This is a genomic window from Streptomonospora sp. PA3, assembly GCF_009728995.1.
Lineage (GTDB): Bacteria > Actinomycetota > Actinomycetes > Streptosporangiales > Streptosporangiaceae > Streptomonospora.
Genome location: NZ_VTZW01000008.1, coordinates 135,849 through 161,295, shown reverse-complemented (window position 1 = coordinate 161,295; position 25,447 = coordinate 135,849). Strand labels below are relative to the sequence as shown.

General features: G+C 74.2%; 19 protein-coding genes. 16 read left to right on the top strand and 3 right to left on the bottom strand.

Going from position 1 to position 25,447, the window contains the following annotated elements:
* The first annotated feature begins 12 nt into the window (after positions 1-12).
* The 4 genes from nusB to FZ103_RS06590 all read left to right on the top strand — a co-directional run bounded on the left by nusB (position 13) and on the right by FZ103_RS06590 (position 3,311).
* On the top strand, positions 13-435 hold the full coding sequence (gene nusB, locus FZ103_RS06605; RefSeq protein WP_155999633.1) for a transcription antitermination factor NusB: 423 nt from the start codon (positions 13-15) through the stop codon (positions 433-435).
* Between the two features lie 53 nt (positions 436-488).
* The gene (locus FZ103_RS06600; RefSeq protein ID WP_343233413.1) at positions 489-1,286 is read left to right on the top strand and encodes a methyltransferase; all 798 of its coding nucleotides are present in this window, start codon (positions 489-491) and stop codon (positions 1,284-1,286) included.
* A 58-nt stretch (positions 1,287-1,344) separates the two neighbouring features.
* The gene (locus tag FZ103_RS06595) at positions 1,345-2,619 is read left to right on the top strand and encodes a DNA polymerase IV (RefSeq protein WP_186355911.1); all 1,275 of its coding nucleotides are present in this window, start codon (positions 1,345-1,347) and stop codon (positions 2,617-2,619) included.
* Between the two features lie 287 nt (positions 2,620-2,906).
* Positions 2,907-3,311, top strand: a complete 405-nt coding sequence (locus FZ103_RS06590) for a DUF3040 domain-containing protein (RefSeq protein ID WP_186355910.1) — start codon at positions 2,907-2,909, stop codon at positions 3,309-3,311.
* A 1,096-nt stretch (positions 3,312-4,407) separates the two neighbouring features.
* Here the strand turns inward: FZ103_RS06590 and FZ103_RS06585 are convergent.
* From FZ103_RS06585 to FZ103_RS06575, 3 genes are all read right to left on the bottom strand, one after another.
* Positions 4,408-6,756 carry a DUF3488 and transglutaminase-like domain-containing protein gene (locus tag FZ103_RS06585; RefSeq protein ID WP_155999630.1) on the bottom strand — a complete coding sequence of 783 codons (2,349 nt, stop codon included), beginning with the start codon at positions 6,754-6,756 and terminating at the stop codon, positions 4,408-4,410.
* A 203-nt stretch (positions 6,757-6,959) separates the two neighbouring features.
* Positions 6,960-8,192, bottom strand: coding sequence for a DUF58 domain-containing protein (locus FZ103_RS06580; protein WP_343233412.1), 1,233 nt, complete (start codon positions 8,190-8,192; stop codon positions 6,960-6,962).
* A gap of 15 nt (positions 8,193-8,207) precedes the next feature.
* On the bottom strand, positions 8,208-9,197 hold the full coding sequence (locus FZ103_RS06575; protein ID WP_186355909.1) for a MoxR family ATPase: 990 nt from the start codon (positions 9,195-9,197) through the stop codon (positions 8,208-8,210).
* 857 nt (positions 9,198-10,054) lie between these two features.
* On the opposite strand from FZ103_RS06575, the gene mraZ reads away from it, so the two are divergent.
* From mraZ to FZ103_RS06515, 12 genes are all read left to right on the top strand, one after another.
* Positions 10,055-10,486: a division/cell wall cluster transcriptional repressor MraZ gene (gene mraZ / locus FZ103_RS06570; RefSeq protein WP_155999628.1), complete on the top strand. Its 432-nt coding sequence runs from the start codon at positions 10,055-10,057 to the stop codon at positions 10,484-10,486.
* 418 nt (positions 10,487-10,904) lie between these two features.
* The gene (gene rsmH, locus FZ103_RS06565; protein ID WP_156000028.1) at positions 10,905-11,873 is read left to right on the top strand and encodes a 16S rRNA (cytosine(1402)-N(4))-methyltransferase RsmH; all 969 of its coding nucleotides are present in this window, start codon (positions 10,905-10,907) and stop codon (positions 11,871-11,873) included.
* 67 nt (positions 11,874-11,940) lie between these two features.
* On the top strand, positions 11,941-12,423 hold the full coding sequence (locus FZ103_RS06560) for a hypothetical protein (RefSeq protein ID WP_155999625.1): 483 nt from the start codon (positions 11,941-11,943) through the stop codon (positions 12,421-12,423).
* A gap of 73 nt (positions 12,424-12,496) precedes the next feature.
* The gene (locus tag FZ103_RS06555) at positions 12,497-14,443 is read left to right on the top strand and encodes a penicillin-binding protein 2 (RefSeq protein WP_155999622.1); all 1,947 of its coding nucleotides are present in this window, start codon (positions 12,497-12,499) and stop codon (positions 14,441-14,443) included.
* Positions 14,444-14,533: 90 nt separating this feature from the next.
* Positions 14,534-16,123 (top strand): UDP-N-acetylmuramoyl-L-alanyl-D-glutamate--2,6-diaminopimelate ligase, encoded by a 1,590-nt coding sequence (locus FZ103_RS06550; protein ID WP_155999619.1) that lies wholly within the window; start codon positions 14,534-14,536, stop codon positions 16,121-16,123.
* 365 nt (positions 16,124-16,488) lie between these two features.
* The gene (gene murF, locus FZ103_RS06545; RefSeq protein ID WP_155999616.1) at positions 16,489-17,943 is read left to right on the top strand and encodes a UDP-N-acetylmuramoyl-tripeptide--D-alanyl-D-alanine ligase; all 1,455 of its coding nucleotides are present in this window, start codon (positions 16,489-16,491) and stop codon (positions 17,941-17,943) included.
* A complete protein-coding gene (gene mraY / locus FZ103_RS06540) occupies positions 17,940-18,995 on the top strand; it encodes a phospho-N-acetylmuramoyl-pentapeptide-transferase (protein WP_186355908.1) in 1,056 nt (351 codons plus the stop codon). The genes murF and mraY overlap by 4 nt, the downstream gene beginning before the upstream one ends.
* Entirely contained in the window at positions 18,992-20,455 is a 1,464-nt protein-coding gene (gene murD / locus FZ103_RS06535) for a UDP-N-acetylmuramoyl-L-alanine--D-glutamate ligase (protein ID WP_155999613.1), read from the top strand. Before mraY ends, murD begins: the two co-directional genes overlap by 4 nt.
* A gap of 180 nt (positions 20,456-20,635) precedes the next feature.
* The gene (gene ftsW / locus FZ103_RS06530; protein ID WP_155999610.1) at positions 20,636-22,006 is read left to right on the top strand and encodes a putative lipid II flippase FtsW; all 1,371 of its coding nucleotides are present in this window, start codon (positions 20,636-20,638) and stop codon (positions 22,004-22,006) included.
* A complete protein-coding gene (gene murG, locus FZ103_RS06525) occupies positions 22,003-23,175 on the top strand; it encodes an undecaprenyldiphospho-muramoylpentapeptide beta-N-acetylglucosaminyltransferase (RefSeq protein WP_155999607.1) in 1,173 nt (390 codons plus the stop codon). The genes ftsW and murG overlap by 4 nt, the downstream gene beginning before the upstream one ends.
* Positions 23,172-24,611: a UDP-N-acetylmuramate--L-alanine ligase gene (gene murC / locus FZ103_RS06520; RefSeq protein WP_186355907.1), complete on the top strand. Its 1,440-nt coding sequence runs from the start codon at positions 23,172-23,174 to the stop codon at positions 24,609-24,611. Before murG ends, murC begins: the two co-directional genes overlap by 4 nt.
* 42 nt (positions 24,612-24,653) lie before the next feature.
* Positions 24,654-25,400 (top strand): FtsQ-type POTRA domain-containing protein, encoded by a 747-nt coding sequence (locus FZ103_RS06515; RefSeq protein ID WP_186355906.1) that lies wholly within the window; start codon positions 24,654-24,656, stop codon positions 25,398-25,400.
* Positions 25,401-25,447: the final 47 nt, after the last annotated feature.

The window sequence follows — 25,447 nt, the reverse complement described above, 5'->3', positions numbered from 1 at the left end:
GGCGGAGAAGCGATGAGCAGCGGTGGCGGCGCGCGGCGCAAGGCGCGCAGACGCGCGGTCGAGATCCTCTACGAAGCCGAGGTGCGCGGCGCGGGCGTGCAGGCGGTCATCGAGCGCCGCCGGGCCCAGACCGAGCCGCCGATCAACGAGTTCACCGAGCAGCTGGCGCTGGCCGTCGACGAGCACCGCGAGCGCATCGACGCCCTGCTGGCGGACTACGCGATCGGCTGGACGCTGGAGCGCATGCCCGTGGTCGACCGCAACATCCTGCGGATGGGCGCCTACGAACTCCTGTGGGCCGACGACATCCCCGACGGCGTGGCCATCTCCGAGGCCGTGGCGGTGGCCCGCCAGCTCTCCACCGACGAGTCGCCGGTTTTCATCAACGGCCTGCTCTCGCGGCTGATGGAGAACAAGGCCCGGCTGGCGCCCTGAGGCCGCGCGGCCTCTGTCAGCAGGCCCGAACAGCAAGCAGGAGGGGAGCCGGTGTGAGCGACAAGCCCCACGGCGCCGTGCGAGGCGAGCACTGCGCGGGCTCCGGCCCGCACCGGGCGGCCAGCGCCGCCCGCACCGAGGTCGTCTGGGAGGTGCTGCGCACCGCGCTGGCGGAGCAGGAGCCCGCCGGCGAGTCCGACGGCCTGGACATCGTCGACGCCGGCGGCGGCACCGGCGGCGCGGCCGTCCCGCTGGCGCAGCTGGGGCACCGCGTCACCGTCGTCGACCCCAGCCCCGACTCGCTGGCCGCGCTGGAGCGCCGGGCCGCCGAGGCCGGGGTGCGGGTGCGCGCGCTGCAGGGCGAGACCGGCGACCTGGCCCACCTGCTGCCCGCCGCCCACGCCCACCTGGTGCTGATGCACAACGTGCTGGAGTACGTCGAGGATCCGGCCGACGCCCTGGCCGACGTCGCCGCGCTCACCCGCCCCGGTGGCGCGGTGAGCGCGATGGCGGCCAACGCCGTAGCGGGCGTGCTGCACCGGGCCCTGACCGGCCATCTCGCCGACGCCCGCCGCCTGCTGACCGACGCCGAGGGCCGCTGGGGTCCCGGCGACCCCATGCCCCGCCGCTTCACCGCCGGCCAGCTGGTCGACCTCGCCGAGCGGGCCGGGCTCGAGGGCGCCGACATCCGCGGCGTCCGGGTCTTCGCCGACCTGCTGCCGGGCCGGGTGCTGGAGAGCGACGCCCATGCCGGCGAGCAGCTACTCGAACTGGAGAAGGCCGCCGCGGTGCACCCGGCGCTGTCCGGCATCGCCACCCAGATCCACCTGCTGGCCCGCAAGCCGCTGTGAAGCCCCGTGAGCGGGGGCTGGGTGGCGCCGGCCGCGGCGGGAGCGGCACACTGGTGGCATGAGCCGACGCCAGCTTGAGCGCGGGCAGGCGCTACGGGGGATGATGGGGCCCGGCGGGGTCGAGCCGCTGCCGGAAGAGGACACCGCGGCCACCGCCGACTGCACCGTCCTGCACATCGACATGGACGCCTTCTTCGCCGGCGTCGAGCGGCTGGAGCACCCCGAGACCCGCGGCAAGCCCATCATCGTCGGCGGCACCGGCCCGCGCGGCGTGGTCTCCTCGGCCGACTACATCGCCCGCTCCTACGGCGTCCACTCGGCCATGCCGATGGTGCGCGCACTGCGGCTGTGCCCCGACGCGGTGGTGTTCCCGCCCGACGGCGCCGCCTACAGGCGCGTCTCCGAGGCGGTCATGGACATCCTGCTGTCGGTGACCCCCGAGGTCGAGCCCGTCTCGCTGGACGAGGCCTACCTGGACGTCTCCGGCGCGCACCGGCGCCTGGGCAGCCCGGTGCGCATCGCCGAGCTGATCCGGCGCCGGGTGCGCGAGGAGCAGAACCTGACCTGCTCGGTGGGCGCGGCGGCCACCAAGTTCGTGGCCAAGCTCGCCTCCACCCGGTGCAAGCCCGACGGCCTGCTGGTGGTGCCCACCGACCAGGTGACCGCGTTCCTGCACCCGCTGCCGGTGGGATCGCTGTCGGGGGTGGGCGACAAGACCGAGCAGACCCTGACCCGGCTGGGCCTGCGCACCGTCGGCGATGTGGCGCGCGTCTCGGCGGCCACCCTGCGCAGCGAGTTCGGCTCGGCGCTGGGGGAGCGGCTGGCGGCGCTGGCCCAGGGCCGCGACGAGCGCCGGGTCGTGCCCTCGGCCCCGGACAAGAGCATCGGGGCCGAGGAGACGTTCCCCCGCGACGTCGACGACCCCGCGGCGATCCGGCGGGAGCTGCTGCGGCTCGCCGAGAAGGTCGCCCGGCGGATGCGCGCCGCCGGGCAGGTGGGCCGCACCGTGGTCGTGAAGCTGCGGAGGGCCGACTTCACCACCGTCACCCGCTCGCGCACGCTGGCCGAGCCCACCGACGTCGCCCACGAGATCAACGCCGCCGCCCGCGAGCTCTACGCCGCCGCGGGCATGGAGCGGGTGCGGCTGCGGCTGGTGGGGGTGCGCGTCGAGGGGCTGGCGCCGGTCTCCGAGGCCCACCGCCAGCTCAGCCTGGACGAACCCGAGACCGGCTGGCGCGAGGCGGAGCGGGCCATGGACGCCGTCACGCGGCGGTTCGGGGCCGATGCCATCCGACCGGCCGCCTTGGCCAAGCGTGAGGAGAATGACGTATAGTACTGCAACTTTCAGGTGATTGAATCTGTTATACGGGGCAGGGAAGCCCAGGCCGGTCGGCCGCCCCGGGTCGGCGGCTTCCCTCGGCAGTGCAGGGGACAGCAGAAGGGCGAGCGCAGCGGTGTTGCGGTTAGACGGTGAGGGTAATGTGGCCCGTGTGGGCCACCCAGACGCTCATCTTTTCTTTTCAGTAGGCGCTAACGCGCCTTATTCTGGGCATACCACTGAACAACGGCCTGTTGGTCAGCACACCTCACCCCACTCAGGGACAGTCATTGGGAGGCGCCGTGCCGCTCTCTGAACACGAGCAGCGTATGCTCGACCAGATCGAGCAGGCGCTCTACGCCGAGGATCCGAAGTTCGCCAACACTGTGCGCCAGACGAACCCCGCTGTGCATTACAAGCGGTCGATCGTCCAGGCCTCGATCGGGTTCGTCGTCGGGATCTCGCTCCTCATGGGCGGCGCGATCTTCCAGCAGGTCATCGTCGGTGTCATCGGATTCATCGTCATGCTGGCCTGCCTGCTGTGGGGGCTGTCCGCCTGGCGCCGGGTCGCCGGCGGCGGCGATGCGGCCCAGGAGCAGTCGGGCAAGGCTGCTGAACCCAAGCAGCGCCGGCGCCAGCAGCGGCCCGGAATGATGCACCGCTTCGAGGAGCGGTGGCGCCGCCGCCAGGAGGGCGGCGACAAGTAGCCGTACCCGCAGGTCGGCCGACCGACCGCGACGCAGCACGAGAACGCGCCCGCCGGAGCCTTCCGGCGGGCGCGTTCTCGTGCGGTGGGGCAGCCGCGCAGGCGCCCGGACGGCCAGGAACCCTCCGGGGCCCACTCGGGGCGGCCACCGCACAGGCTGCGGCAATGGGCGCGTCTCGCGTAGCGCGGTCCGCCCGCCCGTCAGCCCGCCACCACCTCGACGGAGACGCTTCGCGTCGCAGTATTTCTCTGCCGCCGAGCGCACGGCGCGTCTTTCAGGGAGGGCTGGTTCACCGATTGCTGGCCGGGAACCCTCCGGGGACCATTTGGGGCGGCCACGACAGAGGCTGCGGCAATGGGCGCGTCTCGCCTAGCGCGGTCCGCCCGCCCGTCAGCCCGCCACCACCTCGACGGAGACGCTTCGCGTCGCAGTATTTCTCTGCCGCCGAGCGCACGGCGCGTCTTTCAGGGAGGGCTGGTTCACCGATTGCTGGCCGGGAACCCTCCGGGGACCATTTGGGGCGGCCACGACAGAGGCTGCGGCAATGGGCGCGTCTCGCGTAGCGCGGTCCGCCCGCCCGTCAGCCCGCCACCACCTCGACGGAGACGCTTCGCGTCGCAGTATTTCTCTGCCGCCGAGCGCACGGCGCGTCTTTCAGGGAGGGCTGGTTCACCGATTGCTGGCCGGGAACCCTCCGGGGACCATTTGGGGCGGCCACGACAGAGGCTGCGGCAATGGGCGCGTCTCGCGTAGCGCGGTCCGCCCGCCCGTCAGCCCGCCACCACCCCGACGGAGACGCTTCGCGTCGCAGTATTTCTCTGCCGCCGAGCGCACGGCGCGTCTTTCAGGGAGGGCCGCACCGCAGATGGCGCGGCTCCTGCGCCAAGGTGCTGCGTGCGCTCGGCGGCAAGCTGGCTCTGAATAGGTAGGTGGCGCGAAGCGCCTCCGTTGGGGCGGTGGTGGGTGACGGGCGGGCGCTTCGCGCATCACAGCCCCATTGCCGCAGCCCACCCCCTTGGGTCGGCCGTGGCGCGGGGGTTTTCCCCTTGGGGTGGCCGTGGCACGGGTTCCGGGCCGGGCGCGGCGTGACGGGGTGCTAGCCCGCGGCGGGGCCGGGGCGGCGGGACAGCGGGGAGTCGGGCGGGAGCTGCGGGGCGGGCAGCAGCGAGGCGGGCAGGACGCTCGCCCGCAGCGCGGACCGTCGCCCGCGCGACGCCCGCAGCGCGGCGCGCACCCGGCGGCTGTCGGCGGAGGCCGAGCCCTCCTGGACGATCTCGGGCGCGTAGCGGGCGCTCTCCTCGGCCATCGCCAGGCGCCACAGCCCCTCTCGCGCCGGTGCGTCCAGGGCATGGTCGGCTTCCAGCCGCCGGGCCACCGCCCGCGGCGACTCCGCCGGGCTCCAGGCGAGATCCAGATCGCGGCAGTCGTCGCGCAGCTCCCGCCACGCGGCGTGGGCGCGCTTGGCAGGCGAGCCCGCGCGCACCCACCGCACGCGCCGCACCAGCAGACGCGCGAGCGCGGGCAGCACGGCGCCTACCAGGGCCGCGGGGATCAGGGCCGCCCACCACCAGCCCGGGCCGCCGCCGTCCCGCGGACCGCCGGCCAGCCCGCCCTGGTCCTCCTCCTCGGCGGTACCGGGGGTCTCGGACTCCTCGGCGGGCTGCTGCGGCGCACCGGCCGGAGCCGAGGGCGCGGGCCGGCCGTCCTCCTGCAGGCCCTCGGAGCCGGGCGCCTGCTGATCCTGCGGTCCCGAGGAGAGGCCGTCGGCGTAGTCGGGGACCGTGGCCGTGCCCTGACCGCCGGCGGAGGCGGGGGTGGGCTCGAACCGCAGCCACCCGGCTCCCTGGAAGTACAGTTCCGGCCAGGCGTGGGCGTCGGACTCCGTCACCTCCCAGGTCCCCTCGCCGGTGCGGGTGCCGGCGGTGTAGCCGATGCCCACCCGCGCCGGGATGTCCGCCTGCCGCGCCAGCAGCGCCATCGCTCCGGCGAACTGCTCGCAGTAGCCCACCCGGCTCTCGAAGAGGAAGTGGGTCAGCGGGTCCTCGCCCGCCGGGACCGAGGGCGGCGTCAGGTCGTAGGTGAACCGGCCGTCGGTGAACCACTCCTGCAGCGCCATGGCCCGCTCATAGGCCGTGTCGGCGCCGGCGGTGATCGACTCGGCCAGCCGCCGGGTGCTCTCGTCGACCTCCCCGGGAACCTCCAGGTAGCGCTCGTCCAGCTCGTCGCCGGGCTCCAGATCGGCGGCGAGCACATCGGGGTCGGGCTCGTTGACCAGGGTGGTGACCTCGTAGGACTCCCCCCGGGCCGGGGCCTGGGTGGTGAACACCATCAGGGTCGCGTCGTCGGCGTACCACTCGCCGGCGACCGACAGCCGCCGCGGCGGGTAGGGCATCGGCAGGAAGTCCGCCTCGAAGTGGTCGGCCAGCGTGATGCGGGTGGTGGTCCGTTCGCTGCTGATATGGCTCTGGCCCGGCGGCGAGGGCAGCATCTCGTCGTTGAGGTCGCCGTCGCCCTGGGCGCGCAGCCGCGACATGGTCCAGTTCTGCCCGTCGAAGGAGTCCAGGGAGTACATGCGCAGGTAGTCCGGCTGGGCGGCGTCGGTGCGGTAGGTGAGCACCGGGCGGTCCGAGGTCGAGGTCAGATCCCGGCGCAGGCTGACGAGGGGATGGGTGGTGGTGATGGTCTCGCCGCCGAGGCGGCTGCCGTCGGCCAGGGCGTAGAGGGAGTTGGACGACAGGCCCGGCACGGCCGCCGGGACCAGCAGCGCCAGCGCGACCGCGGCCGCGGCCACGCCCGCCGTGGCGGCGATGTGCTGCAGGCCGCCCAGCACCGGCGCGGCGGTGTCGTGGGCCGCGCGCACCGGCACGCCCCACCCGCTGCCGCGCACCCAGCCGTCCACCGCCAGCAGCACCACATAGCCCACCGCGGCGCAGGCGAAGGCGAGGGCGTCCACACCCCGGTCGTCCACCAGCAGCGGAACCAGCAGCAGCCCGGCCAGCGGCAGCGCCATCACCGCGGCCGCCCGTGCGGTCACCGCCAGGAAGTCGGCGACGACGGCGAGTACACCCATCGCCGTCGCGATCACCAGGGCCAGGGCCGGCGTCGCCGGGATGGGCGTGGTCTCCGCGCCGATCTGCATCCGGCCTTCGGCGAACACGGCGAGCAGTTCGCCCAGAGCCGCCGGGGAGGGGACGAAACCCAGGGGCGCGGCGTAGGGCACGAACGTGCCGGTCAGCACGCACAGCACGACCGCGGCTTGGGCGAGGGGGATGAGCACCACCGTCAGCCGCGCGGCCCGCAGGCCCAGGCCCGCCAGGGCGCAGGCGGCCACCGCGGCGGCGGAGGGGCCCCACCACGTGTCTCCCGCGATCACCGGCGCCAGCGCGGGCAGCGCGAGCAGCAGCGCGGCAGCGGTCACCAGGGTGAGGGCGGCCTTTGCGATCATCGTGTGCCGGCGGCTCCGCCGGGTGCGGCGGCGGGGCGTGCGCCGTTCCTCCTAACCGGTGGTGCGGAGCGGACGGGGGACGGTAGGCCGCCTACCCGGGAGCACGGGAAACAAGGGGACGCGGAGCACCCCTGCCGGGGTGGTGGCGGGTGACGGAGGAATCGGTGTATGGCGGGCCGGCCCTCGGCATCGGTGCGCTCCTCTCATCGGCCGGCCGTGTCGGCGCGGCCCAGGGCGGCGGCGCTCCAGGCCCGCGGCAGGTCGTGGAGGGAGCCGATCTCGGCCACCAGCCAGCCCGCCTCGCGCAGCGCGGTCGCCGAGCGGTGCCCGGCCTCGGGATCGGGCCAGGCGGCCCGGGTGCACAGCAGCGCGACGCAGGTCTGCGCCCGGCCGCCGGGCAGCCGTGTCAGCGCGCCGATGTCGGCGGCCGAGAGCGCGCCCAGCACCGCCACCAGCAGGCCCTGGCCGCTGACGTGGGACCGGGCGACCTCCTCGGCGGCGCCGGAGAGATCGGCGGCCGAGGAGGGCGGGGCCACCGCCAGGGCGTCGAGGATGTCGGCCCCGCCCGCGGCCGCGACCTCGCCGCTGTCGGTGTAGAGCCCCGTCTCGTGCCCGCGGCCGGAGAGGTGCAGGGCGACGGACGCCGCCGCGCTGACCGCGGTTTCCTGCGAGGAGTCCGGACCTGCGCCGGCGTGGGCCCGGGCGCGCAGATCGGCCAGCACCGCGCTGCGGTCGCTGAGGCGGTGCTCTTCGCGGCGGACCATCAGTTCGCCGTGGCGGGCCGTGCTGCGCCAGTGCACCCGCCGCATGTCGTCGCCGTGCCGGTAGCCGCGCGGGACCGGGTCGTTGTCGGTTCCTCCGGCCACCGACCGCGTCGCGCTGTCGCCGTCCTCGGCCGCGCCTCCGGGCACGGGGACATGGGGCAGCGCGACCACGGGCGGGGTGACCAGCAGCGTCATCGGGGCGCCGACGGAGCGCCCGCGGCGCAGGCAGTTGAGCGGGTCGGTGACGGTCAGCGCCAGCGGGCCGACGGGATAGGAGCCGCGGACCCGGGTGGGGACCCGGTAGGTCAGGTCGCGCACCGCGCGCGGCCCCAGGAACCCGATGTTGAACAGGGGAGCCCTGCCCAGCGTGCCCGGAAGCGCGTCCTGCACCTGCAGGCCGCCCACCGGCAGCGCGGGAGCCGCGTTGGCGACCCGGACCAGCACGCGCACGTCGGCGCCGGCCGGGGTGCGGGCCGGCTGGAGGGCCCTGCTGTGCACCACCCGGCCGGGCGCGCCCCACAGCGTCAGCGCCGACAGCAGCGGCAGCGCGAACACCAGGACGCCGAACCCCACCAGGTCGCGTTCACCGATGATCAGGCCGCTGGCGATCAGCGCCGCCCCGCCGCTGAGCAGGCCCCAGCCGCGGACGGTGAAGGCCGGCAGCAGTCTCACGAGCGCCCCCGGCCCTCAGCGCGGACTGGGAATGGGCAGGCGGGCCACGATCTCGGACACGACCTGCTCGGGCGCGCGGCGCTCCATGCGGGCTTCGGGGCTGGGCAGCAGGCGGTGGGCCAGCACCGGCACGGCCAGCGCCTGCAGGTCGTCGGGGACGACGTAGTGGCGGCCCTCCAGCGCGGCATAGGCCCGTGCGGCCCGCACCAAGTGGATCGTCGCGCGTGGCGAGGCGCCCAGCCGCAGCGCCGCGGAGGAGCGGGTGGCCGTGACCAGGTCGACGGCGTAGCGCCGGACGCCGGGGGCGACGTGGATGGTCTTGACGTGATCGACCATGGTCCGCACGTCGGCCGCCGAGGCCACCGGTTCCAGCCGGTCCAGCGGCGACTCCGCGCTGTGGGAGTCGATCATGTCCAGTTCGGCCTGCGGCGTGGGGTAGCCCACCGCGATGCGGGCCATGAAGCGATCGCGCTGCGCCTCGGGCAGGGGGTAGGTGCCCTCCATGTCGGCGGGGTTCTGCGTGGCCACGACCATGAAGGGGCGCTCCAGCGGGCGGGTCTCGCCGTCGACGCTGACCTGCATCTCCTCCATGCACTCAAGCAGCGCCGACTGGGTCTTGGGCGAGGCCCGGTTGATCTCGTCGCCCAGGACGATGTTGGCGAAGACGGGGCCGGGGTTGAACTCGAACTCGCGTCGGTCCTGGTGGTAGACGCTGACACCGGTGATGTCGGCCGGCAGCAGGTCGGGCGTGAACTGTACGCGCTGCACCGAGCAGTCGATCGCGCGGCCGAGCGCCTTGGCGAGCATCGTCTTGCCCACGCCCGGAATGTCCTCGATGAGTAGATGGCCCTCGGCGAGCAGGACCGTCAGCGCGATCCGCACGACATCGGGCTTGCCCTCGATCACGGTCTGGATGGCTTCGCGGATGCGCTCCGCGACGGCGATGACGCCGTCGCCGTCCGGGAGTCCGTCTCCCTGCGTGTTCTGCCGCGTGCCCAGTGACACGTGTCCCCTCTCGACAGGAGCCGGAGCCGATGAAACCGAGGCTAGAGCCAAAGTCCGAGAAAGCAAACCAAATCCCAAAAAGTGTGCCGCCTCACGCTGCGTCGACGGCGCCGCACTCCTGTTATCCGCGGGCCTGTGGGGTGCTTCGACGCGCCGTCTTCCCTCCTCGCTCAGGTCGTGTTCAAGAACGCCGGGGGCACCGCTTCCCAGGAACCCACCGGGATGCCACCTGGGGCGGTCACCATCGGGGTTGCGGCAATGGGTGCGCCTCGCGTAGCGCGGTCCGCCCGCCCGTCACCCGCCGCCGCCCCATCGGAGACGCTTCGCGTCACGTGCCCGCCCGCCGGCCCGCCGCCGCCCCATCGGAGACGCTGCGCGTCACGTGCCCGCCCGCCGGCCCGCCACCACCCCAGCGGAGACGCTTCGCGTCACGTGTTTGCTTGCCGCCGAGCGCACGTTGAACTTTTCAGGCGGAGCCGCACAACCCGTGGCGGGCCTCCGGTGCAATGGTGCGCCGTGCGCTCGGCGGCAAGCCGGCTCTGAACAGGTACGTGGCGCGAAGCGCCTCCGTTAGGGGCGGTGGTGGGTGACGGGTGGGATTCGCGCACCCCGGCCCCATTGTCGCAATCTCTGTGGTGGCCGACTTCTTAACCGCTTATGCGGGGGCGGGCGGGCGCGCCCCGGCGGGCGCCCCCGGCCCTCGGCCCTCCACTCCGCACCACCCATGCTGACCTGCGGTTTTCTGCGCGGTTGTGCGCCGCTGCGGCGATTGAAACTGTTGACCGTGGGGAAGAGTGGAGTACAGTGGAGCATCGTGGAGCAGGAGACTGCTCTGCTGGGGGCTTGGGAGGTGGGCCTTGTTCCTCGGGACCCACGAACCGCGCCTCGACGAGAAGGGACGCCTGTTCCTTCCGGCGAAGTACCGCGACGAACTGTCGGGGGGACTGGTGATCACGAAGGGACAGGAGCGCTGCCTCTACGTCTTTCCGATGGCGGAGTTCCAGCGCATCACTGAAGCCCTCCGCTCGGCGCCGGTCACCGCCAAGGCGGTCCGCGACTACAGCCGGGTGTTCTTCGCCAGCGCCTCCGACGAGGTTCCCGACAAGCAGGGGCGCATCACGGTGCCCGCCGGTCTGCGCGCCTATGCCGGCCTGGAACGCGACTGCGTCGTCATCGGGGCCAATACGCGGCTGGAGATCTGGGACGCCGCGGCATGGGCCCGCTACGAAGCCGATCAGGAGCAGGCATTCGCGGATCTGTCGGAGGAGGTGTTGCCGGGGGTGCTGTGACTGGCGCGACCGCGGTGCCGGCATCGACACCCGCGCACACCGGTCCGCCACGCCGCATCGACCAAGTCCTGTCCGGATGTCGGCCTTCAGGTGCGAGCCGCAGTCAGCTGACGCATCTTCCCCGGCGCCAGGTGGCGGCCGCGTCTCGGCGCGGTGGGCGGCCCCGCGCCTGGAGGCCAATCCGGGCCGGTCGTGCATGCGGCCGTGTCCGACGCACAGCACAGGACCTATGGCCGACTCCGGCGACGCAGCCGGCAGCAGAGACGACGGCCGCCGACCGCGCGAGCGCCCCGCAGGGAGCACGGCGGGTCCCGGCGGCAGCAGAACACCCGGTCACCGCGGCACCACGGGGGGAGTCCGCGTGCGGCCGACTCGCGCGGCGGCACCGGGCGGTGAGTGAGGAGGGGGCACTGTGCTCATGGCAGACACCGGCAGCGAGCCCGGAGCGGGCCACACGCCGGTCATGCTCGACCGCATCGCCGACCTCCTGTCTCCCGCCCTGACCGAGCCCGGAGCCGTCCTCGTCGACGGCACCCTGGGGCTGGGCGGCCACGCCGCCGCTCTGCTGGAGGCCCACCCCCGCCTGCACCTCGTCGGCGTCGACCGCGACCCCACCGCGCTGGAGCGCAGCCGCGCCCGCCTCGCCCCATTCGGCGACCGGGTCGAGTTCGCCCACGCCGAGTACGACGAGATCCCCGCCGTCCTCGACGACCTCGGCCACGGCGAGGTCCAGGGCGTGCTGCTCGACCTCGGCGTCTCCTCGCCCCAGCTCGACGAGGCCGAGCGCGGTTTCGCCTACTCCCACGACGCCCCCCTGGACATGCGCATGGACCGCACCCAGGGGCGCACCGCGGCCGACGTCGTCAACACCTACTCCGTCGCCGAGCTGACCCGCATCCTGCGCGAGTACGGCGAGGAGCGCTTCGCCGGCCGCATCGCCCAGGCCATCGCGCGCCACCGCGCCGCCCAGCCCCTCGAATCCACCCGCGTCCTGGCCGAGCTGGTCCGCGACGCGATCCCCGCCGCCACCCGGCGCACCGGCGGCAACCCCGCCAAGCGCACGTTCCAGGCGCTGCGCATCGAGGTCAACGCCGAGCTGGAGATCCTCGCCCGCGCACTGCCGGCCGCCGTCGAGCGCGTCGCCGTGGGCGGGCGCATCGCGGTGCTGTCTTACCACTCGCTGGAGGACCGCATCACCAAGCGGACCCTGACCGGGTTGGCCACCGACACCACCCCCGCCGACCTTCCCGTGCCCCTCCCCGACCACCGCCCCCAGCTGCGGCTGCTGACCCGCGGCGCCGAATCCCCCACCGACCAGGAGAACCGAGCCAATCCGCGCGCCGCCTCTGCGCGGTTGCGGGCCGCCGAACGCATCCGCCGGCCATGAGCGCGGCCGGGGCGGCGCCCGCCGGCCCGCCGCGGACCCAGTGGGAGACACAGCGGGGAGGACCCAGATGAGCAGCGCCACCGAGGAGAGCGCCCGGCGCCGGCGGACCGCCGCCGCGGCCCCGGCGCGCACGCCCGCGCCGCCCCGCAGGCCGCCGGCCCCCGCGCGCCGGACGAAGAAGGGCGCCGCGCCCCGACCCGCGCCCCGCGCCCCGCGCATGCCCTTCGTGCTGCTGGTACTCGGCCTGCTCGGCGGTGCCCTGATCAGCCTGCTGGCGCTGCGCACCGTACTGGTGGCCGACTCCTTCACCATCTCCGAGCTCCAGCAGCACAACGAGCAGCTCGCCCACCAGGAGGAGGCGCTGCGCGAACAGGTCGTGCGCCTGGAGTCCTCCGAGCGCATCGCCGAGGAGGCCGAGGAGATGGGCATGCGGCCGGGCGAGGCGCCGCTCTTCCTGCACCTTGAGGAACGCCGCGTCACCGGCGACGACGGCGGCGCCGACTCCGGCCTGCCCGGCACCGGCCCCCAGCCCGAGGCGGGCGCCCGATGAGCCCGCTGCGCAGACGCCCCGGCGGGGCCGCCCGCGCCCGCGGCTTCGCCCGTCCAGGCCGCGGGGGGCGCGGTTGAGCTCCTCCCGCGACGGCCGCTCCCGTGATCCGCGCCGCCCCGGCTCCTCGCCGCGCCCCGGCCGAGGCCCGGCGCCCCGCGAACGCCCGGCCCGCCCGCGCGGCGGCGAGGGCCGGCGCGCCCCCCGCGAGACCCCGCCGCCGCGGCGTCCGCGCTCGGGCCCGCCGCCCCGGCGCCCGGGCGGCGGGCCGCCCGGACCGCCGCCGCGCCGCCCCCTCAGACGCGGCAACCCCCGGCGCCGCCTCCGGGCCGCCGGGGTCCTCATGACCGTGGTGCTGCTGGTCTTCGCCGGCCGCCTCGTGCAGATCCAGGCGTTTCAGGCCTCCCAATACGCCGCGAAGGCCGAGGAACTGCGGCTGACCACCATCGACATCCCCACCACGCGCGGCGCCGTCACCGACGCCTCGGGCAGCCCCCTGGCCCTCTCGGTCGAGGCGCGCACGGTCTTCGTCGACCCGGTGACCGTCCAGGACGACGAACGCGACCGCGTCATCGACGAGCTGACGGAGCGCTTCGACCTCGACCGCGCCGAGGTCGCCGCGAAGGTCGGCGCCGAACCCAGCCGATACGAGGTGGTCGCCGAGAAGGTGCCGCCCAAGCAGTGGGAGGACCTCCAGGACCTGGGGCTGGCCGGCGTGGGCGCGCTGACCGACTACAAGCGCGTCTACCCCGACGAGACCGGCGCCGCCGACATCGTCGGGTTCACCGGCGCCGACGGCCACGGCCTCGAAGGCCTCGAAGCCGTCATGGAGGACACGCTGGCGGGCGAGCCCGGCAAGCAGCGGGTCGAGGTGGGCGCGTCGGGCGTGCAGATCCCCATGGCCGGCGGGCTCGTCCAGGAGCCGGTCCCCGGCAAGGACGTCCGGCTGACCCTCGACCGCGACATCCAGTGGCACGCCAGCCAGGTGCTGGCCGAACGCGCCGAGGAGCTGGAGGCCCAGGGCGGCAGCGCGATCGTGATGCGCCCTACCGGCGAGATCCTGGCGATGGCCGACTACCCCACCTACGACCAGTCCGACTACGCCGACGCCTCCGCGGGTGCGCGCCTCAACGGCGCCGTGGCCGAGGCGTTCGAGCCCGGCAGCACCAACAAGGTCATCACCGTGGCCGGCGCCCTGGAGGAGGGCCTGACCACCCCCGAGACCGTCTACACGGTGCCCTACTCGATGCGGATCCACGACCGCACGTTCTCCGACAGCCACTTCCACAAGACCCAGCGGCTGACGCTGAACGGCATCATGGCCCAGTCCAGCAACGTGGGCACCATCAAGGTCGGCCAGGAGCTGGGCGCCCAGCGGCTCTACCGGTACCTGCGCAAGTTCGGGTTCGGCGAGCCCACCGGGCTCGACCTGCCCGGCGAGAACGCCGGCATCCTCGCCAAGCCCGAGGACTGGTGGGGCACCCAGCTCCCCTCGATCTCCTTCGGGCAGGGGCTGTCGGTCAACGCCGCCCAGATGGCCAGCGTCTACGCCACCGTCGCCAACGGCGGCGTGCGGGTGGAACCCACCATCGTCGCGGGGACCTCCAGCGATGAGGGCGGTTTCACGCCCTCCCCGGAGCCGCCGCGCGAGCGGGTCATCAGCAAGGAGACCGCCAAGGAGCTCACGCGGATGCTGGAGGCGGTCACCGGCGAGCACGGCACCGCCGAGGCGGCCCAGATCCCCAACTACCGCGTCGCCGGCAAGACCGGCACCGCCAACCGGGTCGACCCCGAGACCGGCACCTACAACGGCGGGCACACCTCGATGTTCGTGGGGTTCGCCCCCGCCGACGACCCCGAGCTGGTGGTCCAGGTGGTGCTGCACGACCCCAAGCACGAGTACTACGGGGGCGAGGCCGCCGCGCCGGTGTTCACCGACATCATGTCCTTCGCGCTGAAGTCGGAGAAGGTCCCTCCCACAGGGACCGAGCCGCCCAACATCCGCCTGTTCGGCGATGGGTGAGCCCGCCGCCCGCGCGCCCCGCCCGCCGCCGGGAGCACGGATTTACCCGTCGACCGCCACAGCCGATAACCTCTCGACGTGCCACCGGTAATGCGACCTGATCAGAACCCGTCCCGCCCGCTGTCCGAGCTCGCCCGGCTGCTGGGGCCCGAGGCGTTCGTCACGTGTGTCGAGGCCGCCGACGCGCCGGGTGCCGGCGGCGACGCACCGGCCGCCGAGGGCACCGACCCCGGCGCCGTCGCGATCAGCGGCATCACCCACGACTCCCGGGCCGTGCGCCCCGGCGACCTCTACGCCGCGCTTCCCGGCAGCCGCGCCCACGGCGCCGACTTCGCCGCGCAGGCGGCCGAGTCCGGTGCGGCGGCGGTGCTGACCGATCCCGCCGGCTACGACCGCGCGGCCGCCACCCGGCTGCCCGTGGTCACCGTCGCCGATCCCCGCGCCGAGCTGGGCCGCGTCGCCGCCTGGGTCTACGGGCGTCCCGGCGACGACCTGCTGCTGATCGGCACCACCGGCACCAGCGGCAAGACCACGGTGACCTACCTGGTGGAGGCGGGCCTGCGCGCGGCCGGCATGGCCACCGGCCTGATCGGCACCGTCGAGATGCGCGTCGGCGGGCGGCGCGTCGCCTCGTCGCTGACCACCCCCGAGGCCACCGACCTGCACGGCCTCTTCGCCCGCATGCGCGAGGAGGGCGTCACCGCCGCCGCCATGGAGGTCTCCAGCCACGCGCTGGCCCTGGGGCGCGTGGGCGGCGCCCACTACGACGTCGCCGTCTTCACCAACCTCTCCCAGGACCACCTGGACTTCCACCGCGACCTGCGCGACTACTTCGACACCAAGGCGCGGCTGTTCACCCCCGAGTACTGCCGCATCGCCGTGGTCAACAGCGACGACCGATTCGGCCGGGTGCTCATCGACCAGGTGCGGGCGCGCGACGACGTGCCGGTGACCACCTTCTCCACCGAAGGCGACCCCGACGCCGACTGGCGCGCCTTCGACGTGCACGTGGGCGCCGAGGGCAGCACCTTCCGCATCGAGGGGCCGGGCGGCATGCAGGCCGACGCCTCGGTGGGGCTGCCCGGAGCCTTCAACGTCTCCAACGCACTCGGCGCCGTCGTGGGACTGGTCGAGGCGGGGATCCCGCTGCACACCGCCATCGAAGGCGTTGCGGCGGCGCCCGGCGTGCCTGGGCGCATGGAGCGCGTCAACGCCGGCCAGGAATTCACCGCGGTGGTGGACTACTCCCACAAGCCCGGGGCGATCGAGGCGGTGCTGACCGCGCTGCGCGGCGTCGCCAAGGGCCGGCTGACCATGGTGCTGGGCTGCGGCGGCGACCGCGACCGCGCCAAGCGCCCGCTGATGGGGGAGGCGGCGGCACGCCTCGCCGACGCCCTCGTCATCACCGACGACAACCCGCGCACCGAGGACCCGGTCGCCATCGCCGCCGCCATGCTCGACGGTGTCGCCAAGGTGCCCCGCGACCAGCGGGCCCGCATCACCGTCGAACCCGACAGGGCCGAGGCCATCGACCTCGCTGTGCGCCGCGCCGAACCCGGAGACGTCGTGGTCGTGGCCGGGAAAGGCCACGAGACCGGCCAGTACGTCGCCGGCGAGGTGCTGCCCTTCGACGACCGCGACGTGCTGCTGGCCGCGCTGCGGCGGCGCACCGCCCACTGAGGCAGGGAGGCGCCACCACGCACGGACGACACAGGCACACCCGCGCGCAGGCAGGTCAGCGCCGGGGCGGCGGGTCCCGCCGCAGCCGCGGGGGCGCCGCCCCCGCAGCGCCGCCGCACCGCCGCGCCGCGGCGGTCCGGCCGCGGACGTGCGCGGCCGCGGACACGCGGCGGGCCCGCCCACTCCGGTCTGCGCACAACGCGGGCAATCAAATGTTCTAAGGTAGGTCCGGCAATCGCAGCCCGGCCCGCGGCACATCCCCGCCGCCTCAGGGTCGACGGATCGCGCCATCCCCTGTAACCGCGCCGTCGCCTTGGTCGAGGCGCTCCTGGCGCAATGGGCCGGGCCAGACATGAGGAGTGGATTTGATCGCGCTGACGCTCGATCGGATCGCTGAGATCACCCAATCCCGGATAAGCGGACCGGCGCGTCCCAGCGACGTCGTGTTCGGACCCGTCGTCATCGACTCCCGGCGGGCCGAGCCCGGTTCGCTCTTCGTCGCCCTCGGCGGCGAACGGGTCGACGGGCACGACTACGCCCGATCCGCTGTCGCCGCGGGCGCCGCGGCCGTCCTGGGATCCCGGCCGGTCGCGGCGCCGCAGTTGCTCACCGACGGAGGCGACGAGGGGGTGATAGCGGCACTGGGCCGCCTGGCCCGGGCCGTGGCCGGCGAGCTGACCGGCGCGGACATCGTCGGGATCACCGGCTCCTCGGGCAAGACCACCACCAAGGACCTGATGGCCCAGGTCCTCGGCGGTCTGGGCCCCACCGTCGCGCCCTCGGGGTCCTTCAACAACGAGATCGGCCACCCGCTGACCGTGCTGCGCGCCGACGCCGACACCCGGTTCATCGTGCTGGAGGTGGCCGCCCGCGGGATCGGCCACATCGCCCATCTGTGCCGCATCGCCCCGCCGCGCATCGGTGTGGTCCTCAACGTCGGCAGCGCCCACATGGGCGAGTTCGGCAGCCGCGAGGCCATCGCCCAGGCAAAGGGTGAGCTGGTGGAGGCCCTGCCCGCGGCCGACGAGGGCGGCGTCGCCGTGCTCAATGCCGACGACGACGCCGTGATCGGCATGGCCGGGCGCACCGCCGCCCGCGTCGTCTCCTACGGGCTGGCGCCCGGCGCGCACGTGCGCGCCGAGGACGTCGAGCTGGACGCCGCCGGGCGGGCCGCCTTCACCCTGCACATCGGCGGGCGCTCGGCCCCGGTCCGGCTCGCGCTCGTCGGCGCCCACCAGGTGCACAACGCGCTGGCGGTGGCCGCCGTCGCCGCCGAGACGGGCATGGAGCCCGCGGACATCGCCGCCGCCCTGGCAGAGGCGGGACCGCTGAGCCGGTGGCGGATGGAGGTCGCCGAGGCCCCGGGCGGCGTCACCGTCGTCAACGACGCCTACAACGCCAACCCCGAGTCCGTCGCCGCGGCCCTGAACACCCTGGAGGCCATCGGCGGCCAGGGCGCGCGCCGCACGCACGCCGTGCTGGGCGTCATGGCCGAGCTGGGCGAGAAGTCGGCCGAGGAGCACCGCCGCGCCGGAGCGCTGGCCGCCCGCAGCGGCGTGGCGACGCTCGTGGTGGTGGGCGAGGAGGCCGCCCCCGCGGCCGAAGGCGCCGGCGCGGAGCCCGACTGGGCGGGGGAGGTGCTGCGGGTCCGCGACGCCGACGAGGCGGCCGCGGCCCTGCGCGCGCGATTGCGGCAGGAAGACGTCGTCATGGTGAAGGGATCGCGCGTGGCAGGGCTGGAGAAGGTCGCCGAGCTGCTGACGGAGGGCGACCCGCCCGCCGAGCCGGCTCCCGGGATGTCCGGGGAGGACGCCAAGTGACCGGCATTCTTGTCGCGGCGGGCCTGTCGCTGCTGGTCTCGCTGCTGATCATGCCGCTGGTGATCCGGATCCTGTTCCGGTTCAAGTTCGGCCAGGAGGTCCGCGACGACGGCCCCGAGGGCCACAAGACCAAGCAGGGCACGCCGACCATGGGCGGCATCGTCATCATCCTCGGCGCCATCATCGGCTACTTCGCCTCGCACCTGGTGCTGATGACCCGGCCCACGGTCTCGGGGCTGCTGGTGATGTTCCTGTTCGTGGGCATGGGCGCGGTCGGCTTCCTCGACGACTTCATCAAGATCTACAAGCGGCGCAGCCTGGGCCTGCGCAGCGGCGCGAAGATGCTGGGCCAGACCATCGTGGGCGTCGGGTTCGCCGTGGGCGTCACCCAGTTCCCCAACGGCTACGGCTACACCCCGGCCTCCCCGCAGCTGTCGTTCCTGCGCGACTTCGGGCCGCCGCTGCTGCTCGTCGTGTTCGTGGCCTGGGCGCTGTTCCTGATCGTGGGCTTCTCCAACGCCGTCAACCTCACCGACGGCCTGGACGGCCTGGCCACCGGCGCCATGATCCTCTCGCTGGTCGCCTACGTGATCATCGGCAACTGGCAGCTGCGCCAGAGCTGCGTGGCCTACCTGGCCCCCAGCTGCTACCCGGTCCGCGACCCGCTGGACCTGGCCGTGGTGGCGGCCGCCTGCCTGGGCGGGTGTATCGGCTTCCTGTGGTACAACGCTCCACCCGCCAAGATCTTCATGGGCGACACCGGTTCGCTGGCCCTGGGCGGGCTGATCGTGGGACTGGCCATCACCACCCGCACCCAGCTCCTGCTGCTGATCATCGGCGGCCTGTTCGTGCTGATCACCCTGTCGGTGATGGTGCAGATCAGCTCCTTCCGGCTGACGGGCAAACGCATCTTCCGCATGGCGCCGCTGCAGCACCACTTCGAACTCAAAGGCTGGGCCGAGACCACGATCGTCATCCGGTTCTGGATCATCCAGGGCCTGATGGTGGGGGTGGGCATCGGCCTGTTCTACCTGGAATGGATGCCGCGATGAGCCCTGCCGGCGGCCCCTCCCGCACGCCCGTCCCCAGCGCCGCGCCGGCCGATCCGGCCTTCGGCGCCGCTCTGGCGGACCTGGACGTGTGCGTGGCCGGGCTGGGGGTCTCCGGCCCCCCGGTCGCCCGCGTCCTGCTGGCCCACGGGGCCCGGGTCACCGTCGTCGACGCGCGCGAGGACGAGGCGGCGCTCGCGCTGGCCCGCGAGCTGCGCGCCGAGGGCGCCCGGGTGCTGCTGGGCGAGCACGGCCCGCCCGAGCCCGCGCGCCTGGTCGTCACCTCGCCCGGCTGGCGTCCCGACGCGCCGCTGCTGGCCGCGGCCGCCGCGGCCGGTACCGAGATCATCGGCGACGTGGAGCTGGCCTGGCGGCTGCGCCCGGCCGGCCAGCGGTGGCTGGCCATCACCGGCACCAACGGCAAGACCACGACGGTGCGGATGCTGGAGGCCATGCTGCGCGCCGACGGGCGCAACGCCATGGCGGTGGGCAACGTCGGCACCCCGATCGTGGAGGCCGTGCTGCCCGGCGGGTCCGGCAGCGCCCCCGAGCTGCTTGCGGTGGAGCTGTCCAGCTTCCAGCTGCACTGGTCCTCCACCGTCGCCCCGCACGCCGCGGCCGTGCTCAACGTCGCCCCCGACCACCTCGACTGGCACGGCGGCCTGGAGCCCTACGCCCAGGCCAAGGGCCGCATCTACGCACCGGGCACCCTGCGTGTCGCCAACGCCGACGACCCCTGGTCGGCGCACCTGGCCCGCAGCGCCGGCGACCCCGGCACGCCCCTGCACGAGTTCACGCTGGGCACACCCCGCGCCGGCCAGCTCGGCGTCGTCGAGGACCTGCTGGTCGACCGCGCGTTCGTGGCCGATCCCCACGGCGGCGCGGCCGAGCTCGCCGCCCTGGCCGACGTGGTGCCCGCCGCCCCGCACAACGTGGCCAACGCGCTGGCGGCGGCGGCGCTCGCGCGCTCGGTGGGCGCCGATCCCGGTTCGGTGCGCGCCGGGCTGGCAGCCTTCGCACCCGAACCCCACCGCATGGCCCGCCTGGGCGCCGTCGGCGGTGTCGACTACGTCGACGACTCCAAGGCCACCAACCCGCATGCGGCCGCGGCCGCCCTCTCGGCGTTCGACTCGGTGGTATGGGTGGCCGGCGGCCTGCTCAAGGGCGCCGAGGTCGACGACCTGGTGCGCCAGGCCGCGCCGCGGCTGCGCGCGGCGGTGCTGCTGGGCCGCGACCGCGACCTGCTGCGCGCCGCCCTGGCCCGCCACGCCCCCGGCTGCGCGGTGGTGGAGATCGGCGAGACCGGCGCCGAGGCCATGGCCCGCGTCGTGGCCGCGGCGGCCGAGGCCGCCCGCCCCGGCGACACCGTGCTGCTGGCGCCCGCCGCGGCGTCGATGGACATGTTCACCGACTACAAGGACCGCGGCCGCCGGTTCGCCGCCGCCGTGGCCGCGCTGGGCTGAGGCCGGGCCGGTGGGGCGGCCGGGCGCCGCCGCTCCACCCCGCCGGGGGCGCTATCGCAGGGTGCCGCCGAGCCGGCGCGCCGCGAAGCACCCGACACGCGCGATATGTCCGGGGCTTCGCGCGCCCGAACCGCCAGACTTGGTCGACGCTGGAGGAACTGCGGCGGGCGGAGGTCGCCAATGGCGGTGTCGACATCGGTCCCCTCGGCCAAGCGGGCCGAAGGGAGCGGGAGTGCACGGGGTGGTGCGCGCTTCTGGCTGCGCGAACTGCCCGGCGTCCTCGACCGGCCGCTGACCTCCTACTACCTGCTGGCCGGGACCACCGCGCTGCTGACCGCCCTGGGCCTGACCATGGTGCTGTCCTCGTCCATGGTCGACTCCTACACCGAGACCGGCTCGGCGTTCTCCCTCTTCCAGAAGCAGGCCCTTGCGGCGTCGATCGGCCTGCCGCTGCTCCTGCTGGCCGCGCACCTGCCCGTGGCCGTGTTCCGGGTCGTGGGCTACCCGGCGCTGCTGATCTCGGTCGGGCTGCTGGTGCTCACCGTCTTCCGCGGCGACGCCTACGGCAGCGGCGCAGTGCGCTGGCTGGAGATCGGCGGCGTGACGCTCCAGCCCTCCGAGCCGGGCAAGCTGGCGTTCGCGCTGTGGGGCGCCAACGTGCTCGCCCGCAAGGAGGAGCTCAAGCAGCTGGCCGACTGGCGCCAGCTGCTGATGCCGCTGCTGCCCGGCTGCGGGACCCTGGTCGTGCTCGTGCTGATCGGCACCGACCTGGGAACCTCCTTCGTGCTGCTGTCGATCTTCCTGGCCCTGCTGTGGGTGGTGGGGGCGCCCGGCAAGCTGTTCGCGGCGATGATGGGGATGGTGGTGTGCCTGGCCTCGATCATGATCGCCGTCGAGCCCTTCCGGGTGGCCAGGCTCATGTCCTTCCTCAACCCCCAGACCGATCCGACCGACTCCAACTTCCAGCTGCTGCACGGCCTCTACGCATTGGGCACCGGTGGCCTGCTCGGTGTGGGCATCGGCGGCAGCCGCGAGAAGTGGGGGTTTCTGCCCCACCCCGAGAGCGACTTCATCTTCGCGATCATCGGCGAGGAGATGGGTCTGATCGGCACCCTCTCCGTCGTGGGACTGTTTGGGGTTCTGGGCTACGCTGGGCTGCGCGTGTCTTCACGCGTCAGCGACCCCTTCGCCCGGCTGGCAGCGGCCGCGATCACCGCCTGGATCGTCATCCAGGCGATGGTCAACATCGGCACCGTCATCGGCGTCATGCCCGTCACGGGAATCCCGCTGCCGCTGGTCTCGGCCGGCGGGTCCGCGCTCATCCCCACGATGATCGCGCTGGGCATCCTGATGGCGCTGGCCCGGTCCGAGCCGGACGCGCGGGCGGCGCTGGCCGCGCGCGGTCCCGGCCGCGTGCAAAGGGCCCTAAGCTGGCTGGGCCTGGACCTCGCGGCATCCGGCGCCGCCCCCAAGCGCCCCGCTGCCGCTGCCCAGGCCGGCAACCGATCGCGCCCGACGCAGGCGCAAGCGAGGAGGAATCGGCGACGATGAGGGTAGCCCTCGCCGGAGGCGGCACGGCCGGGCATATCGAGCCCGCGCTCTCCCTGGCCGATGCGCTGATGCGTATCGACCCGCAGACCCAGATCATGTGCCTGGGGACCGAACGAGGACTCGAGACCCGTCTCGTCCCCATGCGGGGCTATGAGCTGGGCACCATTCCGGCCGTCCCTCTGCCGCGCCGGCTCACCCCCAAGCTGCTGTCGGTCCCCGGCAAGCTGGCCAGCGCCATAAGCGCCGCGGGCGGGCACCTCTCCCGCCTGGGCGCCGACGTCCTGGTCGGGTTCGGCGGCTACGTCGCCACCCCCGGCTACCTGGCCGCGCGCCGGCGGCGCATCCCCGTGGTCGTCCACGAGGCCAACCCGCTGCCGGGCCTGGCCAACCGGCTGGGCGCGCGCCTGACCGGCCACGTCTACACCGGCCACCCCCACTGCGACATCCGCAACGGCCGCTTCATCGGCATCCCCCTGCGCGAGCAGATCTCCTCGCTGGACCGCCTGGCCATGGGCGACAAGGCCCGCGCCCACTTCGGGCTGCGGCCCGAACTGCCGACCCTGCTGATCTTCGGCGGCTCCCAGGGCGCCCAGGCGGTCAACGCCGCCGCCTTCGCCGCCGCCGACCGCTTCACCGCAGCCGGAGTGCAGGTGCTGCACGTGGTGGGCCCCAACAACGCCGACGAGCCCGAAGACCGCACCCGTGACGGCGTGCCCTACGTGGTCGTGCCCTACGTCGACCGCATGGACCTCGCCTACGCCGCCGCCGACGTGGCAATGTGCCGCTCAGGCGCGCTGACCTGCGCCGAACTGACGGCGGTCGGGCTTCCCGGCGCGTTCGTGCCGCTGCCCATCGGCAACGGCGAGCAGCGCCTCAACGCCGAGCCCATCGTCGACGCCGGCGGCGGACTGCTGGTGGAGAACAACGACCTCACCCCCGACTGGATCGGGCAGAACCTCATCCCGCTGCTGACCGACACCGACAAGGTGGTGGCGATGTCGGAGGCCGCCTCGCGGATGGGCCGCCGCGACGCCGACATGGAGCTCGCCCGCGAGGTGCTGGCGGTCGCGCGCGGCGAGCGCGGCGACCCCGCCCCCGAGCCGGTCCCCGACGACATCGAGGCCGACGAGGACGAATCCTTCGTCGACGACGGGAAGGACGCGCGGTGAGCCTGATCCCGCACGCCGACCCGGTGCCCGTGGACAAGCTGGGCCGGGTGCACTTCATCGGCATCGGCGGCGTCGGCATGTCGGGCATCGCCCGGGTGCTGCTGCAGCTGGGCGCCGAGGTGACCGGCAGCGACGCCAAGGACGGTCCGCTGCTGCACGAGCTGGAGGCCCTGGGCGCCGCCACCCACGTGGGCCACGACGCCGCGCACGTGGGCACCGCCGACACCGTCGTGGTCTCCTCGGCCGTGCGCGAGGACAACCCCGAGCTCGCCGAGGCGCGCGAGCGGGGCCTGCGCGTGATCCCGCGGGCCGCGGCGCTGGGCGCCCTGCTGCTGGGGCGCCGCGGCGTGGCCGTGGCCGGCACCCACGGCAAGACCACCACCACCTCCATGCTCACGGTGGTGCTGCAGCACGCCGGCGCCGAGCCGGGCTATGTGATCGGCGGCGCCCTGGTCACCACCGGGACCGGGGCCGACGCCGGCGCCGGAGACGTGCTGGTGGCCGAGGCCGACGAGAGCGACGGCTCGTTTCTGATGCTCTCGCCCGAGATCGCCGTGGTCACCAACGTCGAGGCCGACCACCTGGACAACTACGGCGGCCTGGACGAGATCCACGCCAACTTCGCGGCGTTCGCCGAGCGCGTCGGCGACACCCTGGTCGTCGGCGTCGACGACCCCGGCGCCCGCCGCGTCGCCGAGACCGCTCGCGGCCTGGGCAAGCGGGTGCTCACCTACGGCGAGGCGGCCGACGCCGACTACCGGGTCGCCGGGATCTCGGCCGACGGCTTCCGCACCGCCTTCACCCTCAGCGCCTTCGGCGGCGAGCCGCTTCCCGCCGAGCTGGCGGTGCCCGGACGGCACAACGTGCTCAACGCCGCCGCGGCCGCGGCCGTCGCCGACGTGCTCGGACACGACACCGAGGTGGCGCTGGCGGGACTGGCCTCCTTCACCGGCGCCGCCCGCCGCTTCGAGCTCAAGGGCGAAGCCGGGGGAGTGGCGGTCTACGACAGCTACGCCCACCATCCCACCGAGATCGCCGCCGACCTGCGGGCGGCGCGGGCCGCCCTGGACACCCGCGGCGGCGCGGACGCACCGCCGGGGCGGGTCGTGGCGGTCTTCCAGCCCCACCTGTACAGTCGCACCCGGATCTTCGCCGACGAGTTCGCTTCGGCGCTGTCCTTGGCCGACGAGGTCGTGGTGCTGTCGATCTACGCCGCCCGGGAGGATCCCGAGCCCGGCGTCAGCTCCGAGCTGATCACCCGCGGGATCACCCACGGCAGGGTCAGCCACGAACCCGACCGGGCCGAGGCGGTGGCGCGGGCCGCCGCCGCGGCCGAACCGGGGGACATCGTGCTGACGATGGGCGCGGGCGACGTCACCGAGCTGGGGCCGAGGATCGTCGAGGCGCTGTCGGCACTGGAGCAGGTCGGCGATTAGCGCGCGCGGGCGCGCACCGGGGCGAAGGGCGGCGAGAGCAGCGTGAGCGCGACCACCGAGGAGACCGCCGCACCGCGCGGCGGATCCGCGGAGCGCTCGGGCACCCGCCGCTCCGATCCCTGGAAGATCGCCTTCGTCGTGCTGCTGATCGTGGGCCTGCTGACGGTGGTCACCTGGGTGCTGCTGGGCTCGCGCCTGCTGGTGGTGCGCCAGGTCGAGGTCGCCGGCACCGACCGGCTCGATCCCGACCAGGTGGTGGCCGCCGTGGACGTGGCGACCGGCACCCCGCTGGCGCGCGTCGACACCGGCGCCGCCCAGCGCCGTGCCGAGGAGCTGCGGCTGGTGGAGTCGGCGCGGGTCAGCCGCGGCTGGCCGGCCACCCTGCGCGTGGACGTCGTCGAGCGCACCCCGGTGCTGGGCATGCGCGCCGGCGACGGGTTCCGGCTCATCGACGGCGACGGCGTGCGCATCGCCGACACCGACAAGCGGCCGCGGAACTACCCGCTCATCGGCGTCTCCGGCGAACCCGAGGGCAGTCCGGCCGTGGCGGCGGCGGCCGCGGTCGTCGAACAGGTCCCGGCCGCTGTCGGCGGGCGCATCGACACGATCGACGCGGGCAAGCGGTCGGCGATCGAGCTGACGCTGCAGAGCGGCGCCACCGTCGACTGGGGCACCACCGAGCGATCCGAGCGCAAGAGCACGATCCTGACCATCCTGCTCAACGAGCACCCGCCGGGCCCCGACCGGCACTACGACGTCAGCGCACCGGAAATGGCCGTTGTCGAGTAGGCCGCAGGAGCCCGCGGCGCCGGGGTGCGGTGCGGCCCGCGGGGGCC

Excerpts from the sequence above, each read along its gene's own strand:
- rsmH (WP_156000028.1), top strand. The coding sequence starts at position 10,905 with ATGGCAGACACCGGCAGCGAGCCCGGAGCGGGCCACACGCCGGTCATG.
- murD (WP_155999613.1), top strand. The coding sequence starts at position 18,992 with ATGAGCCCTGCCGGCGGCCCCTCCCGCACGCCCGTCCCCAGCGCCGCG.
- FZ103_RS06560 (WP_155999625.1), top strand. The coding sequence starts at position 11,941 with ATGAGCAGCGCCACCGAGGAGAGCGCCCGGCGCCGGCGGACCGCCGCC.
- FZ103_RS06585 (WP_155999630.1), bottom strand. The coding sequence starts at position 6,756 with ATGATCGCAAAGGCCGCCCTCACCCTGGTGACCGCTGCCGCGCTGCTG.
- ftsW (WP_155999610.1), top strand. The coding sequence starts at position 20,636 with ATGGCGGTGTCGACATCGGTCCCCTCGGCCAAGCGGGCCGAAGGGAGC.
- nusB (WP_155999633.1), top strand. The coding sequence starts at position 13 with ATGAGCAGCGGTGGCGGCGCGCGGCGCAAGGCGCGCAGACGCGCGGTC.
- FZ103_RS06550 (WP_155999619.1), top strand. The coding sequence starts at position 14,534 with ATGCGACCTGATCAGAACCCGTCCCGCCCGCTGTCCGAGCTCGCCCGG.
- murG (WP_155999607.1), top strand. The coding sequence starts at position 22,003 with ATGAGGGTAGCCCTCGCCGGAGGCGGCACGGCCGGGCATATCGAGCCC.
- FZ103_RS06595 (WP_186355911.1), top strand. The coding sequence starts at position 1,345 with ATGAGCCGACGCCAGCTTGAGCGCGGGCAGGCGCTACGGGGGATGATG.